The sequence below is a fragment of the Heyndrickxia sp. FSL W8-0423 genome (assembly GCF_038009395.1).
GTDB lineage: Bacteria > Bacillota > Bacilli > Bacillales > Bacillaceae_C > Heyndrickxia > Heyndrickxia sporothermodurans.
The window spans coordinates 1,218,571-1,236,316 of sequence record NZ_JBBPBE010000001.1; the positions used below are offsets into that span (position 1 = coordinate 1,218,571).

Annotated in this window: 16 protein-coding genes; 11 read left to right on the plus strand and 5 right to left on the minus strand. The window is 35.3% G+C overall.

Translation table 11 applies throughout. From position 1 onward, the window contains the following. The first annotated feature begins 116 nt into the window (after positions 1-116). Positions 117-1,100 carry an ABC transporter ATP-binding protein gene (locus MKY81_RS06150; protein ID WP_066231253.1) on the plus strand — a complete coding sequence of 328 codons (984 nt, stop codon included), beginning with the start codon at positions 117-119 and terminating at the stop codon, positions 1,098-1,100. Further along, a complete protein-coding gene (locus MKY81_RS06155) occupies positions 1,078-1,851 on the plus strand; it encodes an ABC transporter permease (protein WP_066231256.1) in 774 nt (257 codons plus the stop codon). The genes MKY81_RS06150 and MKY81_RS06155 overlap by 23 nt, the downstream gene beginning before the upstream one ends. Before the next feature lie 53 nt (positions 1,852-1,904). Here the strand turns inward: MKY81_RS06155 and MKY81_RS06160 are convergent, their stop codons facing one another. From MKY81_RS06160 to MKY81_RS06175, 4 genes are all read right to left on the minus strand, one after another. After that, positions 1,905-3,236 carry a hemolysin family protein gene (locus MKY81_RS06160; RefSeq protein WP_328019039.1) on the minus strand — a complete coding sequence of 444 codons (1,332 nt, stop codon included), beginning with the start codon at positions 3,234-3,236 and terminating at the stop codon, positions 1,905-1,907. 65 nt (positions 3,237-3,301) lie between these two features. Then, positions 3,302-3,712, minus strand: a complete 411-nt coding sequence (locus MKY81_RS06165) for a MerR family transcriptional regulator (RefSeq protein ID WP_107920953.1) — start codon at positions 3,710-3,712, stop codon at positions 3,302-3,304. Positions 3,713-3,883: 171 nt separating this feature from the next. After that, positions 3,884-5,068 (minus strand): FtsW/RodA/SpoVE family cell cycle protein, encoded by a 1,185-nt coding sequence (locus tag MKY81_RS06170; RefSeq protein ID WP_108072210.1) that lies wholly within the window; start codon positions 5,066-5,068, stop codon positions 3,884-3,886. 151 nt (positions 5,069-5,219) lie between these two features. Then, complete coding sequence (locus tag MKY81_RS06175; protein ID WP_341117129.1) at positions 5,220-6,512, minus strand: hemolysin family protein; 1,293 nt, start codon at positions 6,510-6,512, stop codon at positions 5,220-5,222. Between the two features lie 252 nt (positions 6,513-6,764). Between MKY81_RS06175 and MKY81_RS06180 the strand changes: the two genes are divergently transcribed. The 6 genes from MKY81_RS06180 to MKY81_RS06205 all read left to right on the plus strand — a co-directional run bounded on the left by MKY81_RS06180 (position 6,765) and on the right by MKY81_RS06205 (position 14,080). Continuing rightward, positions 6,765-7,532: a hypothetical protein gene (locus MKY81_RS06180; RefSeq protein WP_066236167.1), complete on the plus strand. Its 768-nt coding sequence runs from the start codon at positions 6,765-6,767 to the stop codon at positions 7,530-7,532. A 116-nt stretch (positions 7,533-7,648) separates the two neighbouring features. Continuing rightward, positions 7,649-8,734, plus strand: coding sequence for a D-alanine--D-alanine ligase (locus MKY81_RS06185; RefSeq protein WP_066236169.1), 1,086 nt, complete (start codon positions 7,649-7,651; stop codon positions 8,732-8,734). A gap of 82 nt (positions 8,735-8,816) precedes the next feature. Beyond that, complete coding sequence (locus tag MKY81_RS06190; RefSeq protein WP_108072216.1) at positions 8,817-10,196, plus strand: UDP-N-acetylmuramoyl-tripeptide--D-alanyl-D-alanine ligase; 1,380 nt, start codon at positions 8,817-8,819, stop codon at positions 10,194-10,196. Positions 10,197-10,472: 276 nt separating this feature from the next. Further along, complete coding sequence (locus tag MKY81_RS06195; protein WP_066236173.1) at positions 10,473-11,957, plus strand: DEAD/DEAH box helicase; 1,485 nt, start codon at positions 10,473-10,475, stop codon at positions 11,955-11,957. 199 nt (positions 11,958-12,156) lie between these two features. Next, positions 12,157-12,639, plus strand: coding sequence for a PH domain-containing protein (locus MKY81_RS06200; RefSeq protein WP_108072218.1), 483 nt, complete (start codon positions 12,157-12,159; stop codon positions 12,637-12,639). Then, a complete protein-coding gene (locus MKY81_RS06205) occupies positions 12,632-14,080 on the plus strand; it encodes a PH domain-containing protein (RefSeq protein ID WP_108072237.1) in 1,449 nt (482 codons plus the stop codon). The genes MKY81_RS06200 and MKY81_RS06205 overlap by 8 nt, the downstream gene beginning before the upstream one ends. Positions 14,081-14,106: 26 nt before the next feature. Here the strand turns inward: MKY81_RS06205 and MKY81_RS06210 are convergent, their stop codons facing one another. Beyond that, the gene (locus tag MKY81_RS06210; protein WP_107920413.1) at positions 14,107-14,709 is read right to left on the minus strand and encodes a rhomboid family intramembrane serine protease; all 603 of its coding nucleotides are present in this window, start codon (positions 14,707-14,709) and stop codon (positions 14,107-14,109) included. Between the two features lie 74 nt (positions 14,710-14,783). Here MKY81_RS06210 and acpS point away from each other — a divergent pair, with 74 nt between their 5' ends. The 3 genes from acpS to alr all read left to right on the plus strand — a co-directional run bounded on the left by acpS (position 14,784) and on the right by alr (position 17,641). Then, on the plus strand, positions 14,784-15,137 hold the full coding sequence (gene acpS / locus MKY81_RS06215; RefSeq protein ID WP_108072220.1) for a holo-ACP synthase: 354 nt from the start codon (positions 14,784-14,786) through the stop codon (positions 15,135-15,137). A 181-nt stretch (positions 15,138-15,318) separates the two neighbouring features. Further along, complete coding sequence (locus tag MKY81_RS06220; RefSeq protein WP_325948908.1) at positions 15,319-16,341, plus strand: LolA family protein; 1,023 nt, start codon at positions 15,319-15,321, stop codon at positions 16,339-16,341. A gap of 142 nt (positions 16,342-16,483) precedes the next feature. Beyond that, positions 16,484-17,641, plus strand: coding sequence for an alanine racemase (gene alr / locus MKY81_RS06225; RefSeq protein WP_108072224.1), 1,158 nt, complete (start codon positions 16,484-16,486; stop codon positions 17,639-17,641). Positions 17,642-17,746 lie beyond the last annotated feature (105 nt).

Genomic DNA, 17,746 nt, shown 5'->3' on the forward strand with positions numbered 1-17,746 from the left:
CCGATATTTTATCGGGCTTATTTTTTTGGCTAAATACAAAGTTATTCTAGAGTTGGAAAACCATGGGTGATATTATTGTGTTATAAATACAGAATATTGCGATTAGGGGTGTGGGTATGGAATATGTAATTGATATTCAACAATTAAAAAAGAGTTATAAAAAAAGAAAATCCAATGAAATTATTGATGCAGTAAAAGGGATATCTCTACAAGTGAAAAAAGGGGAAGTTGTCGGTTTGCTTGGTCCGAACGGTGCGGGGAAAACAACGACAATTAAAATGATGTGCGGTCTTTTGCTTCCAAACGAAGGAACGGTAACGATAAATGGAATCGATATGGTGAAACATAGACTTAAAGCCCTTCGACATATTTCGGCAGTGCTAGAAGGTAATAGAAATCTATATTGGCGAATGACGGTGCGAGAAAACATGGAATATTTCTCGGGAAATCGAGGATTGTCGAAAAAGGAAATATCAAATAAAATCGATGAGCTACTTGAACGACTAAATTTGACACAAAAGGCAAATGAACTGGTGAATTCGTTATCGAGGGGAATGCAACAAAAACTGTCAATTGCAATTGCGATCCTAGCTGATACAGAGATTATTTTCCTAGATGAACCAACACTAGGGCTAGATGTGGAAATTAGCTATGAAATTAGAAATTTACTAAAAGAAGTAGCGAAAGAATATAATAAAACCATTTTATTAAGCTCACATGACATGCCTGTCGTTCAAGAAATATGTGAACGAGTCGTAATTATAAACGAGGGGAGAATTGTTACTGATGATAGTGTTAGTAACTTACTTTCTCTTTTTGATACAAAAGCATACTCCTTTACACTGGGGACTGCATTGTCCCATCAATTTCTTGAAGAAATAAAGGAGCACTTTATTGTACAAGAAGGCACAAATGATTCCGGGCAATCAATCGTGACAGTGACCATTCAACATAGCGATGATTTTTATAAAGTCATTGAAATGTTTAAAGAGAAAAATATCGTCATTGAAAAGGTAGATCGTTCAATTATTGACTTTGAGCAAGTCTTTATGAAAATTGTTAAGGGGGAAATGGTAAATGAAGTGGCTGTATCTGTTTAAGGCGAACTTTCGGAGAGAGTATATTTATTTAAAAAGATATTTACCAAACACGATCAGTGAACTTATCACTTTTTATGCGATTTTCTTGTTTCTGTTTTTTGGCATTCAAATTGTTGGTGACCCGTCCACAGTAGAAGTGAATGTACAAAATACGATTGTGAATTATTTATTTTGGTTTTTAGCTATGATGGTGATGCAGGGGATTGGATGGAGCATTATGAATGAAGCGCAACTAGGTACACTAGAACAAATGTATATGTCACCAATGGGGGCATGGAAAATTTTACTCGCCCGAATTATCTCATCTACTATTCTTCAACTTGTTATGATTGTCATTCTTTTATACCTATCGATGATAACAACCAATACTTGGCTAAATGTAGATGTTTTGTCTATCCTTCCAATATTAATTTTTACATTAATAAGTATGGTTGGTGTGAGTTTTATGATTGCCGGTTTGGCCATTATTTTTAAACAAATTGGTTCGTTTCTTCAAATTTTTCAGTTTATATTAATGGGTCTAACTTTTGCCCCGCTTTCAACTATGCCTTATTTAACGATTCTTCCGGTTGTGAAAGGGGTAGATATGGCAAGGGGGATTATGATTCATCACTCAAGTTTAATGAATTTTTCAATTGTTGATTATACATCACTAATTGCTAACGCTGCAGTGTACCTCTTTCTTGGTGTTGTTGTGTTCAAACGCTGTGAAAAAACAGCGATGATAAAAGGGGTATTGGGACAGCACTAATATAGTATTAAGAAATATAAAAAAGCACTGCTAAGCAGTGCTTTCCTGTTATATTAAAGTGCAGCTTCAGAATTTGTGATTGGGAGCTGCTTTTTAAGCTTTACGTCTTGTGTTGGCTTTTTTTTCACTTCAACATATTTCACATGAAGATCTTCCATTTCCTTAATAGTGAAATCGAAATTTTCGAATTCGATGACATCACCTTGTTTGGCTTCATAATTTTCTGTTAAAACCCAACCGCCAATTGTATCGATATCTTCATCGTCGATATGCGTGCCAAGGAGATCATTCACCTCAGTAACTAATACTTTTGAATCAATAATATAATGATTTTCCTTCACTTTACGGATAAGTGGCACCTCATCCATATCAAATTCGTCTCGGATTTCACCAACAATTTCTTCTAGTATATCTTCTACTGTCACAAGTCCTGATGTTCCGCCATATTCATCAATTAATACGGCCATATGAATACGTTCCTTTTGCATCATTAATAGAAGCTCTTGAATAGGAATCGTATCGATTACCCGGATAATCGGACGGATATATGAATTAAGCGTTGGTTTCGTATCAGGATCACCAAGTAAATCTGTTAAAAATTCCTTTGCATTAACCATCCCAATGATGTGATCTTTATCCCCATCGATTACTGGATAGCGAGTGTATCGTTCCTCACGAATCGTTTGTAACAATGCATCTAAAGAATCTTCTTTCGAAAGTGAAGAAATTTCGGTTCGTGGGACCATAATTTCTTTTGCAATTCGATTATCGAATTCAAATATTTTATTCACATATTTAAACTCAGATTGGTTAATTTCACCGCTTTTGTAGCTCTCGGAAACAATAATTCGCAATTCTTCTTCAGTATGGGCCAATTCATTCTCATTTACTTCCTTAAGACCAAACAGTCTTGTTACCAATCGTGAAGAAGTATTTAAAAGCCATACGAATGGGAATAATATGCGATGAATAAAGATAAGTGGTCGTGAAGTTAATAAGCTAATCGATTCAGCTTTTTGAATAGCCACCGTTTTTGGTGCTAATTCACCTACAACTACGTGTACAAATGTAATGAGTAGGAAAGAAAGAATGGTAGAAATTACGTGTACGGATGGTCCAGTAATATGGACAAAAGAAAATACCGGCATAAGTAACTTGGAAACCGTTGCCTCACCAATCCACCCTAATACTAACGAAAGTATTGTAATACCTAGCTGCACTGTAGATAAATATTCATCTAAATTAGAAAGAATTTTCTTGGCAGCAAGAGCTTTCTTGTTTCCTTCTTCTACTAGCTGATCAATTCGAGTACTTCTTACCTTTACAATTGCAAATTCCGATGCAACAAAGAATGCGGAAAGTGCTATGATAATAAAAACAAGCACAAGCCTAAATATGTCGTCCAAATAAGTTTACCTATCCCGTATGAACACGAGATAGGAGTCACCTCCTATTTTGTTAATAGATTTAAAGAGTTTACTAAACAAGTACTTTCAGAAATTAGCTTTTGGTAAAAAGATTCCTTTTCTTCTTGATTTAGTTTTTCAATTGCAAAAATTAAATCTGATAGCTCATTATTTAATTGTTTTATTTGATGATGGACAAAATCAACGCGCTGTAAAAGTAACTTCTCATCTAATGTAATGCCTTTTTTGATTTCCAATTTTTTTCGGATCGTATCAAGAGGCAGGGACAGCTTTTTACAGTCTTCAATAAATTTCAAGTCATCTATTGCGTCTGTTTCGTATATTCGATAATTCGACTTTGATCGACTTGCTTTCAATAAGCCAATACTAGTATAGTAGTCTATTGTTCTTTTTGAAACATTCGCTATTGATGCTAATTCACCGATTCGGTACACAGCCCCATTCGATCACCCCTTAATAAAATGTTAAACATATTATAAAAAAAATAAACCATACAGTCAAACGTGATACTTTTCATACTTCTTTAACATAATTTATGGAGTTATATTGTACACTATGCTTTATATTTAATATTAAAAGTCGATTTTTTTCCAAAATCGACTTTATCAATTTTCCGAAGAAAACATGTAATCCCTGTGGTAAAACCGGATGCTAAATATCAATCCTAAAGCTAACATATTCCCCATTAAAGAGCTTCCACCATAGCTGATAAACGGAAGCGGAATGCCTGTGATTGGAAGTACCTGGATGGTCATTCCGATGTTTTGAAACACATGAAAAGTAATCATACAAATAATGCCGGCGCAAACGTAAGAGTTGAATGGACTTTTTGTGAAAATGGCCGTTTTCGTTAAATGGTAAATTAAGAAAAAGTATAAACAAATAACAATACTTGCTCCAACAAATCCGAATTCTTCTCCAATTACACTAAAAATAAAATCCGTATGTCTTTCAGGTAAATAAACTTCTTTGTTAAAAAAGCCTTTACCTGATATTTCACCGGACCCGATAGCACTCATCGAGAGAAGGAGATGCCAGCTCTCTTCGGGGTAGTTTTCGGGGTAGAGCCAAGCATAAATTCGATCGAATTGATATGCTTTAACAGGAAGGTATTTTACAAGTGTTTCAGGTGCCCATATGACAAAATATAATACTGTGCCCCCGATAGTCAGAATGGACGTATATAATGGTAAAATGATTTTCCAAGTAATCCCCGAAATAAGCACCAATCCGGCGACAATCGCAATTAAAACCAAACCGGTTCCCAAATCCGGTTGAAGTAAAATTAAAGCAAGTGGCAGCGCTGTAATTAATCCTATTTTTAGCAAAAGAAACAGATCTGTTTTTGTTGTTTTTACGGTCACTTTTTCATTGTGAGAGGCAATTATATTACTTACTGCAAGAATTAAGAATGTTTTCATGAACTCAGAGGGCTGTATTTGCCCTAATCCTGGTAATACGTACCAACTCGTAGCGCCATTCCTTTTAGGAACTAGACATCCTGTATCAATACAATGTGGTGCAACGAGCAATCCTACTAGTAATAAAATCCCAAATCCGTAAAAATAATAGGAAAGTTTTCGATACTGGCTAGGATCTAGAATGATAGCCATTCCGATTATCGTAAAGCCAATCACATACCAAACACCTTGTTGCAGAACAAAATTTCCTTTATATTGAGCAGATGTTTGTGCACTTGAAATAGAGATGCAACTAATTATTAAAAATAAGAACAAGATAAGCACTAATGTCCAATCAATTTTATCGATCACTTTTTGTTGCTTTTTCACTTTTTTCACCTAATTTCTATGTAACACATCAATAGTTATAGACGTCTTACTTTAAGAAAAGGTTTCCTTTTTTTATGTCCGTTCCTTTCCGCTCAATCCACTCTGTGCTGTTTTTAAAGCGTCAATCACTTGAAAACTTTTTAGATTTCTACTATATTTTTTTCACTTCAACATATTGGACATGTGATTGTTCCATATCTGATACAATAAATTCAAAATTCTCCCATTCCACAATATCACCTTTCTTTAAGTCATATTTCTTCGTAAGGAGCCAACCGCCGAGGGTGTCGATCTCTTCATCAAAAATATGGGTCCCTAGTAAATCGTTAACTTCTTCAATTAGCACTTTTGCATCTAAAATATAATGGGAATCATTAATCTTTCGAATGAGCGGAATTTCATCTGAGTCAAATTCATCACGAATTTCTCCGACGATTTCTTCAAGAATATCTTCAACAGTGACTAGCCCTGCGGTCCCGCCATATTCATCAAGTAAAATTACCAAATGTGTACGATCTTTTTGTATTTTAGATAAAAGCCCTTTTATTGGGACTGTTTCAATCACTTTTGGAACAGGTTTTATATATTTTTCAATTGGGTTTTCTTCGAGACATTCATCAAAAATACAATCGGTTAAGACTTCTTTAATGTTTACAATCCCGATAATACTATCTTTATCACCGTTTGTAATAGGATATCTTGTGAACTTTTCAACCTTTGCAGTTTCTAAAATTTCATCAATTGTTGCTTCTTTTTCCAATGTCACCATTTCTGTACGCGGTACCATAATTTCCTTTGCAATTCGATTATCAAATTCAAAAATATTATTCACGTACTTATATTCGGATTGATTAATCTCACCGCTTTTTAAACTTTCCGATAAAATGATGCGAAGCTCTTCCTCTGTAGGTGCAATTTCACTATCCGAGGCAGGTTTTAGTCCGGCAAGTTTGGTTACGAGACGTGATGATTTGTTTAATGTCCAAATAAAGGGAAACATAATGCGATTGAACCAAACTAAAGGTTTGGCAACAAATAAAGTAATCTCTTCTGTTTTTTGAATAGCAAATGATTTTGGCGCCAGTTCACCTAATACAACATTAAAAAAAGTAATAAGGGCAAAGGAAATAATAAACGAAATAATGCTAGAAATGGACGGCGGAAAATGAATTTTTTCCAAAATTGGGTTTAATAACACTTGGACTGTCGGTTCACCTAGCCATCCTAATATTAGGGAAGTAACGGTAATACCTAACTGAATAGCTGATAAATAACTATCAAGATTGGAAATCACCTTTTTTGCTGTTATAGCTGACTGGTTTCCTTCCGCAATTAATTGATCGATTCTAGAAGTACGCACACGAACAATAGCAAATTCTGAAGCGACGAAAAAAGCAGTAATGGCAATAAGAATAATAATAATGATAAAATTGACTATTGGCATAGGACTGTTTTACTAATAAGTAAAACTTGCACCTCCTCTTATTGATAATGTACCCGAAAATCATACAGAATAAATCTAAATAAAAAAGGTTGCAAAACAATCGATGATAAAATATGTAGAAAATATTTTAAGGATTTATCATAAAAATTTGGTAAAATAAAAGTAACGAAAGTTTTTTGTGAAACAGCCCTTTCAAAATGAAGCTGTTTTTTACGTATCCCATTAGGAGATATTAATTCGGAGGGAACTCTATTGAAAAATCGTGTTGCGAATCGGGGAGTCATCTACGTTCATACAAATGTTGTGGATCATTATGTCTTATCACATGGCATTGATTTTTATGATTTTTATCAAGCCTTTCCTGATTTACCTAATCTTCTTTTACTAAGACATCAATTTGAGGATGCGAATTTTAATCTCCATACATTACTTGATTATGTTGACGCTGAATTGATTCCGAAAATGACAAAAGACAACATTTATCATTATGAAGATTTTTGCTGGATTGATTTTGAGGATGAGGATACATTAAATCATCTAGATGGTCAGGAGATTGCAGAATTATTATATTTAAGCCATATAAAATCTCACTTGCGTCTGCCATTTTATCGAAAGTTGAATAATCGGTTTGCCTATTTATCCCATGACGATGGCTGGGTTAACAAAACTTACTATCGTCGCTTTGATGACTTCTATACAACTTTAGGAACCACCATATCCAACCGGTTAAATGAAAAAGCAGAGAAAACCCTTCTTGGATTTAAAAAGAAAAAGGATATTCCTTCAATACCAGTCGAAATCCTTTATCCATTTATTGAAGATATGAAAGAGGGAATGCTCTTTGCGATTGAAGAGGCTACCTACACTAGAACTACTGTAGAAATACCGATTTGGGTCATTGGTGATTACTATGATATGGACGAAATGTACGAGGAATATAAGGAACGCGATCGGCGTCAATTAGATGGGAAAATTGTTTATGATCGAAAAGCTAAAGAATGGAAGGCTTTTGTGAAATAAAATGACCCAGCACAGAAATCGGACTTTTTACATAAGATAATTTAGGCAAATGACCTAAATCAACAATCAATGGAATAATGCTAAACTATTTGTAGTTATTATGATGGAGGAAAAACATGAAAACCAAATTATGCTTACTTTATGGCGGGAAATCTGCTGAACATCAAGTATCCTTGCAAACAGCAAAAGCAGTTATACAGGCACTTGATCATGAAAAATTTGATATCAATCCGATCTATATAAATACAGAGGGCAAATGGATAAAAGGGGAAGCAATTACAGGTCCGATTGAAAGTGTTAAAGCTTTAGAGTTTTCTACGGGAGAAATGATCGCTCCTAATGCACTTTCGACTTCATTAGTAAGTGCGCCTTCCGAGTCAGAGGCAAACAGTGGGTATGATGTAATTTTCCCACTTTTACATGGACCAAATGGTGAAGATGGTACTGTGCAAGGGATGCTTGAATTATTAAATTTACCTTATGTTGGAAACGGAGTTTTAGCATCTGCTGCCGGAATGGATAAAGTGATTATGAAAAATTTATTTGCCCAGGCAGGTTTAGAACAAGTTAAATATGTCTGGTTTATCCGCAATAATTGGGAAAGTAATCGCGAAGCTGCATATGAAAAAGTTGAAAAAGAACTAGGATATCCTTGCTTTGTAAAACCCGCAAATCTTGGCTCCAGTGTTGGGATAAGTAAATGTATGAATCGTAATGAGTTGGGAGCAGCCTTTGAAGAAGCTTTTCAATTTGATCGAAAAGTGATTGTTGAAGAAGGGATTATTGCTCGAGAAATAGAAATTGGTGTGCTTGGTAATGACGATCCAGAATGTTCTGTGGCTGGAGAAATTGTTCCTAAAAAAGACTTTTACGATTATAAAGCAAAATACGAGGATGGAAATACAGCATTAATTATTCCGGCTGAAATTTCGTCAGATACTTACCGTGAATTAACAAAAACGGCTATTCAAGCATTTAAAGCATTAGATTGTTCAGGCCTTGTTCGTGCCGATTTCTTTGTTACAAGCGAAGGGAAAGTGTTGATTAATGAAGTAAACACAATGCCTGGTTTTACACCATTTAGTATGTTCCCACTTCTATGGAAGCATAGCGGAGTTGAATATCCTGCATTAATTGAACGATTGGTAGAGCTGGCACAAGAGCGACATAAGGATAAACAAAACATTAAACACACATTTTAATTTTCAATATCTATAAGGGTATCTCATAAATCAAGTAGAGACACCCTTATTATTCTTTTTAAATGCCTGGAGGAAATGAATAATGATTCAAAGAACGATCTCGCAGATAACTAAAATGATTAAGGTTGAAAATGATGTTTCCCCGTTTGCTGATACGATGATTAATGGAGTATGTATTGATACTCGAAAATTACAATCCGGGAATCTTTTCATCCCTTTTAAAGGCCAAAATGTCGATGGACATAAATATGTCGAAGATGCGATAAAGAACGGAGCAGCTGGATCACTATGGCAAAAGGATGTTCCTAATCCGCCTACGCATTTACCAATAATCATAGTAGAAAATACCGAAGTTGCCTTGCAAGAATTAGCAAGAAACTATCGCTCAGAACTTACTATTAAAATTGTTGGTGTTACCGGCAGTAACGGAAAGACAACGACAAAAGACATCGTAACCGCTATGTTAAGTGAGAAGTATGTCGTGCAAAAAACAGAAGGCAATTACAATAATCATTTAGGTCTTCCAATCACAATCCTTTCATTAAATGAAGAGACTGATGTTGCTGTCCTCGAAATGGGAATGAGTGCTAGAGGAGAAATCGAATTTTTGACGAAAATGGCAAAACCGGACATCGCGATTATCACGAATATTGGTGAAGCACATCTTCAAGATCTCGGATCAAGGGAAGGAATAGCTGAAGCTAAGTTAGAAATTACGAAAGGTTTATCTGAGGATGGATTATTTATTTATATCGGTGATGAACCACTTTTAAAAGAACGGGAACATTTATACAACAACTTTAGGGTGAAAACATTTGGGAAGTCTAAGTCGAATGATGTATTCCCAATTTATATTGAGAAAAAAGATCATGGAAGCATATTCTCCGTTAATATCGCACCAGATAAACACCTCTTTCTACCGGTTCTAGGAGAGTATAATGTTTTAAACGCTTTGGCGGGTATAATCGCAGCGCTTGAATTAGACTTGTCGCTGGAGGAAATAGAGTCCGGGCTAAAATCATTAAAGCTCTCAGCTATGCGAATGGAACTACATTCCGGAATAAAAGGAACACAAGTGATAAATGATGCCTATAATGCAAGTCCGACATCGATGAAAGCTGCCATTCATATGTTAGAAAACCTTGATCAGGATGAACGGAAAATTGTTGTTCTCGGAGATATGCTTGAGCTTGGAGAAAATGAAATCCAATTCCATAAAGAAGTGGGAAGTATATTAAATCCGGAAAAAATCCATTATGTTTTTACTTATGGAGAATTGGGAAAATATATAGCAGAAAGTGCATCGGAACAATTTCCGCCAACACGAGTTTTCCACTTTTCGGACAAACAAGAACTCATACAGTCATTAAAATCTATTATTAAAGGAGATGAATGGATACTTGTAAAAGGTTCTAGAGGAATGAAGTTAGAAGAGGTAGTTAAGTCCTTGATTGAAAATTAAAAGAAATTAAATTTTTACAGGGTCCTTATATTTTATTTGGTAAATAGGGAATAATAATCGGGAAGGTATTTCGTATTCATTAAATAAGAAGATAATTTGGGATTTCTTGCTCGTTGAAATCCCTGCTAATTAATGGTACGATACCCATACATCGTTTACACTTTTTGCCGCAACTCTTTATTTTACAAATGAGTGACTTTTTTTTGTATAGTATCGGGGAAACAAACCATTTTAGGTTTTCTTGGCCCTGTTAAGTAATAAAGGAGAATGAGAAGATTGACGAATTTTTCAGAGTTAAATTTAAGCCCGGCAATTTTAAAATCATTAAAACGAATGGGCTTTGAAGAAGCATCACCAATTCAAGCAAAGACAATCCCATTAAGTACCCAAGGAAAAGATATTATTGGTCAGGCGCAAACAGGAACTGGTAAAACTGCAGCCTTTGGGATTCCGCTAATTGAAAAAATTGATACGAAAAACCCTAATATTCAAGGAATTATTATTGCTCCTACACGTGAATTAGCGATCCAAGTATCTGAAGAACTATATAAAATTGGATATGATGCAAGAACGCGTGTTTTAGCAGTTTATGGCGGGCAAGATATTCAACGCCAAATTAAAGCGTTGAAAAAAGGTCCGCAAATTATTGTTGGAACTCCGGGTCGTATTCTAGATCATATTAAACGTCGCACATTAAAGCTTGATCAAGTATCTACATTAGTACTCGATGAAGCAGATGAAATGTTAAATATGGGATTCATTGATGATATTGAATCTATTTTATCTAGTGTTCCGGAAGAACGCCAAACATTACTTTTCTCAGCAACAATGCCGGATCCGATTCGAAGAATTGCTGAGAGATTCATGAAAGATCCTGAATTAGTACGCGTAAAAGCAAAAGAAATGACGGTTCCTTTAATTGAACAATATTATGTAAAAGTACAGGAAAGAGAAAAGTTTGACGTTCTTTCTCGTTTAATAGATGTTCAATCACCGGAACTTGCTATCGTCTTTGGCCGTACGAAACGACGTGTCGATGAATTGGCAAATGCCTTAAATCTTAGAGGTTATACAGCGGAAGGTATTCATGGAGACTTAAGTCAAGCTAAACGTTTGTCTGTTCTGAGAAAGTTCAAAGATGGAAAAGTAGACGTTTTAGTGGCGACAGATGTTGCTGCACGTGGATTAGATATTTCAGGTGTAACACATGTATACAATTATGATATTCCGCAAGATCCTGAAAGCTATGTTCACCGTATTGGTCGAACAGGTCGTGCAGGTAAAGAAGGAATGGCCATTACATTTGTTACTCCTCGAGAAATGGGTTATTTAAAAACCGTTGAGCAAACAACGAAAAAGAGAATGATGCCAATGCGTCCACCAAGTTGGGATGAGGCATTTGAAGGGCAAATTCGCGTTTCAATGGAGAAACTAGCGGATATTGTGAAAGAAAATAATCTTAATGAGTATGCTAATGTCGCAAAGGAATTATTAGAAGAAAATGATGCGACGCAAATTGTTGCAGCTGCTCTTAAATTAATGACGAAAGAGCCTGATAAAACACCTGTCCATATTACAGAAGAGCGTCCTCTTCCATCGAAGAGAGATGGGCAAAGATCTTCCTCTAGACGCGGGAAACCATCTTATGGAAATAAAGGTGGAAGCGGTGGAAATGCCAACCGTAAGCCAAGAAGATCTGGAAGAAGAGAATTCAACAGAGATAATAATAAAGATTACAAAAGAGATCATAACAGATCATAAAACGCGATTATAAATTGATGTAATAGGGCCAAAAAAGAGTAAGCGATCAATACGCTGGCTATTATGAACATAGAGCTTGCAAACAAAAAGCAATCGGAGCGATGTCCGGTTGCTTTTTTTAATCCAATATTCATTTAAAAATGAAACAAAAGCTCTAGTTAAACGTATATATACATAGTCCATTAGATGGAGGTAGGGTATGGAAATAAGAGAACCTCAGAAAAGGATATCAAAGCTTGCTTTAAAGGTGTGGAAAATAACCGGCATCTTACATTCACTCCTTGTTTGGATCGGGTGTGCAGCGGTAATATTTATCATTTCTTTATGGGATTGGAGTACTTGGTTTACTGGATTAGCTCTAATCATCGCCTTATTGTATTCAGTTCTTTTTATATTCATCATTCCACAAATAAGATGGAAAAGATGGAAATATGAAGTGAGGGAACAAGAAATAGAATTACAACATGGCGTTTTTATTATTAAGCGGACGCTCGTTCCGATGATTCGTGTCCAACATGTTGATACTGTTCAAGGGCCGCTTTTACGAAACTACGATCTTGCTACAATAACGATTTCCACGGCTGCGACTGTTCATCATATCCCGGCTGTTGATATGTTTGAGGCTGATCGTTTACGTCATTCGATTTCTGCGTTGGCAAGGGTGGATGAAGATGATGTCTAATTATAAGAGATTACATCCGATCACCGCAATTTCAAATTTTCTTAATGAATTGAAACAATTGATTGCTCCGATTATCATCTTCCTTTTTATCGGTAGAGGAGGGCATAAAGAATCTATATGGGAATATATACCTATATTCTTTATGATGTTGATGATCTTAATTGTATTAATTTCAGGGATTGTGAAATGGCGCCGGTTTACCTATCGTTTGGAAGAGGGGGAACTGCGAATTGAATACGGTTTACTTGTAAAGAAAAAACGCTATATACCTTTCGAAAGAATTCAAAGTTTGGATTTATCCGAAGGAATTCTACATCGTCCATTCGGTTTAGTTAAAGTGAAAATTGAAACAGCGGGAAACAGCAATGTAACAGAGGCGGAGGCTGAGTTAACAGCGATTAAAAAAAGCGAAGCCGATGAAATTCAACAGATTATAACAGAGGCGAAAAAGTCATCGGTAAAAATTGAAACTAATGATGTCACATTTGATGTCGAACAATCAAATGAAATCATTTATCAAATTTCTAATAAAGAAATGTTTATTATGGCATCTACCTCCGGAGGCGCAGGTGTGATTGTATCGGCTTTGTTAGCCTTTATCTCACAATTTAATGAAATGATCCCTTATGAAAAAATATTTAAAGAGCTGAGTCACCTCGTTGAAAGTGGTGTATTTCTAATTATATTTTTAATCGTACTAATTCTGTTAGTTGCTTGGATCGGATCAATTGTTGTTACATTGATTAAATATAATGGGTTTACAACGAAACTAAGTGATGGCAACTTCATTATTACTAGAGGGTTATTAGAAAGACGTCAAACGACCATTCCTCTTCATCGAATTCAAGCGGTACGCATTACTGAAAACCCGCTAAGACAATTATGGGGCTACGCATCGGTATTTATTGAAAGTGCCGGCGGTTCGGTTGCAGATAAAGAAAGTATGAATGTCGTACTTATTCCAATAGTGAAAAAAAGCAAAATCCCCAGTATTTTAGGTGATGTTTTAACAGACTATAATTTTCATACTTCTTTTCATAAAGCACCAAGTCGTGCGAAAAATCGATATATCATTCGCGAAATATTGAAAGTTCTCCCTATATCAGCAGGTTTAGCCATCGCCTTCTGGCCCATTGGTTTATTAAGTATAATATTATTAGCATTCTTTGCAGTCTTCGGTCTTTTGCGCTATCGTGCTGCAGGATGGAGAGTGGAACAAGATCAGTTATCGCTTCGCTATCGAGGATTATTAAAACATACCATATTTATGAGGAAAAATCGTATTCAAAGTATGATGGTAAAACAAAGCTGGTTTCAAAGAAAGCTGCATTTAGCGTCAATCTTTTCCACAGTTAAGTCATCCGGGTCAGGAAAAACTTCAAAGGTTTATCACTTAGAATTATCAGATGTGAATAGGATTTATCAGTGGTATCGTAAATAAAAGACAATGGGCATCATCAAAAAAATTTATTGGATGCCCTTTTTTTTAGCAGTAAGATATACAATTCCCATCAAATAGCCCGACAATATTCCGAAAATATGTGAGATGATATTCACATTTGGTTCAAGGAAAGTCATAACGAGGGCAATGACAACAATTGGTATAATTACTTGGTGAATAGTCATCGTCAACATATGTTTTTTTAAAACAATCATCGCTAAATACATACCAAATAAACCAAAAATTGCCCCGCTAGCACCTACATGGCTATATGTAAGTGGTAATAAAAGATATGTAGCGATATTTCCAATCACTCCACAAATAAGATAAAATATGCAGAAAATCAATTTTCCTACTAATCTTTCTAAAAATGGTCCAAAGATGAGTAGGGAAAATGAATTAAATAGTAAATGTGGGAAACTCGCATGTACAAAAATGGGAGTAATGAGTCGCCAAAATTGTCCATCTGCTATATAAAGATTTACTCCGGATAACCATTGGAAAATGTATTTGTGAGGGATAAGTGGGATAAAATTCATTATGAACAACAATACATGTAGTAAAATAATAGTGCTAACGATTGGGTAGTTTTTTATATATTGAAAGAAACCTTCGTTACGAATATACATAGAATATACTCCTCTCGCAAAAAGTCTTGTACATCATATGCAACAACTTATAGTGATAGAAGGGATTGAATAAAATGATTCAAGGGATAGGAATAGATATTATTGAAATTGACCGAATACATCAATTAAGAACCCGTCAACCGCGATTTCCCGAAAAAATTTTAACCGAAAGTGAATTGGAACTATATTTAGAACTAAAGGAATCAAGAAAATCTGAATACTTAGCAGGCAGATTTGCTGCAAAAGAAGCTTTCTCGAAAGCGATGGGAACGGGCATAGGAAAGGAGCTTTCTTTGCAAGATATGGAGATTATGGTAGATAACAATGGAAAGCCCTACTTTCGTAAACCCCATGAAAAGGGTGTTCATCTTTCCATCACACATAGTAAGCAATTTGCGGCTGCGCAAGTTGTAATTGAGACAATATAAAAATTACTGCCCCTTTGCATATTCTTAAAGGTTGTCTCATATATTCATAGTGCGATAGGAGAGACAAGGCTTATTTGAACATTGCTATAAGTAGATGATGAAAGTCAGAGACTTTTGGTAATTGATTTATGCTGGCCTTTCTCTTCACCAACGAATATTACACTATGAAGGGGTTGAAGGGATGAAAAGAAAGGTTTGGATGCTTGTGATGGCTCTTGCAATAATGATCGTACTATCAGCTTGTGGATCCAAGTCGCAAGAAGATGTAGTAGGAAATTTAAAAGAAAAGATAGAGGACTTAAAAGGGTATAAGGCAAAAGCGAAAATGACGTTGCAAGTGGGAAATGAACCACAAACCTATGACATTGAAATTTGGCATAATAAGCCAAACTTTTATCGAGTACTTTTGAAAAATGATATAAAAGAGCAAAGTCAAATGATTTTAAGAAATAAAGAAGGGGTGTACGTATTAACACCTGCTCTTAATAAAAGTTATAAATTTCAAAGTGAGTGGCCACAAAACAGCAGCCAAGCATATTTATTTGAATCGCTTGTAAAAGATATTTTATTGGATAAAGATGCAACGTTTAAATCAACGAAAGACCAATACGTATTTGAAACAAAGACTCGTTACCAAAACAATAAAATGTTACCCTATCAGGAGATTGTTTTTAATAAAAGAAACTTATCTCCGAAAAGTGTGAAGGTTATGGATACAGACCGTAAAACACTAGTTTCTGTACAATTTACGAAAGTGGATTTCAATGCGAAATTCGATAAAAATGCATTTGACACACATAAAAATTTAACGAGTTCTATATTAGATGAAATACCTGCCAGTGCAAAACCAGAGGGAACTGAGTTAACGGTGAAATATCCTACTGCGAAAATTGGTGATACAACCCTATTGGATGAAAAAGAAATTAATACAGAAAACGGGAAACGTGTAGTATTGACATACACTGGAAAAAAATCGTTTACGATGATACAAGAGAAGGCAGAAGCGATGCAAACGGCAACGATGGTTCCTACATCAATTGCTGATGCTGATATGGTAGATTTAGGATTTGCTATCGGTACTTTAACAAAAGGCTCCATATCTTGGACTCAAGATGGTGTTGATTATATGATTGCATCGAAAGAGTTAACAGAAAATGAATTAATTGAGGTAGCTCAATCGGTACAATCAGAACCCGTAAAATAAATGAAATATAACATAAAAAGAATAGTAAACAATATTTATGCAGACAGGTTCAGTTTTAAGGGAACCTGTTTTCTTTTTTGTCTGTTATATGTTTAAATAATGATGGAAATAATCATATAGGTTAATTAGGGAAGTGGATGGAATGAATGAAAAAACACCGTTTTTTCGAGATACTTGGGTCGAAATCGATTTAGATCAATTAATTAAGAATTTAAAGCAAATTGAAAAGCACTTACCTAGTGGAATAAAAATTTTTGCAGTAGTGAAAGCGAATGCTTATGGGCATGGGGATGTACAAATTGGTAGAGCAGCATTACAAGCGGGTGCTTACGGATTAGCGGTGGCTTTTCTAGATGAAGCCATTTCGTTAAGGAAAAAAGGAATCATGTCACCTATACTTGTTTTAGGGGCAAGCAGACCAACAGATGCATATATAGCTGCCCAATATAATATTTCATTAACTGTTTTTCAAAAAGAGTGGCTAGAACAAGCAGAAAAGCACTTAAATAAAGAACAGAAGCTTCTCGTCCATGTAAAATGTGATACTGGGATGGGAAGGATTGGTGTAAGGGAAATAAGTGATTTAAAAGAGATTGAATCGTTTCTTCATCATTCAGATTGTTTTCAATTTGAAGGTCTATTTACTCATTTTGCAACGGCTGATGAACTTGATCAACAATACTATAATCAGCAGCTTTTCAAATTTAAAGAAATGGTAGCAGCATTAAATGAAAAACCTCCATTTATTCATTGTGCAAACAGTGCTACATCCTTACGTTTTGATCAATCCGAATTTAATGCGGTAAGATATGGGATTGGAATGTATGGGCTTTCCCCGTCCGAAGAAATGAAAAGCGTTCTTCCGTTTCCTTTGCATGAGGTGTTTTCACTTCATACGAGGATTTCAAACGTGAAAAAGGTTCCACCGGGTGAAGGGGTTAGTTACGGTTCTGTCTATAAAACGGAGCAAGAGGAATGGATAGGAACACTCCAAATAGGGTATGCAGACGGATGGATCCGTAAATTACAAGGCCAAGAAGTGCTCGTGGAAGGAGAAAGAGTGCCGATTGTAGGTCGTATTTGTATGGATCAATGCATGATCAGGCTAAAACGTGAAGTACCGATTGGAACAAAAGCAACATTAGTCGGAAAACAAGGAACTGAATACATCTCGATGGATGAGATAGCAAAAAAACTTGAAACCATCAATTATGAAATACCATGTTTAATTTCAACAAGAATCCCTAGAGTATACATCCAACATGGTGAGATCATTGAAGTGGATAATCGTTTAATCTGATTGTTTTTATTAATCGTAATTATAGATGTTTAGAAAATTATTTTATCCATTTGCATATTTAATAGATTTTTTTGGCGATAATACTTAGGAATGCTTAAAATATAT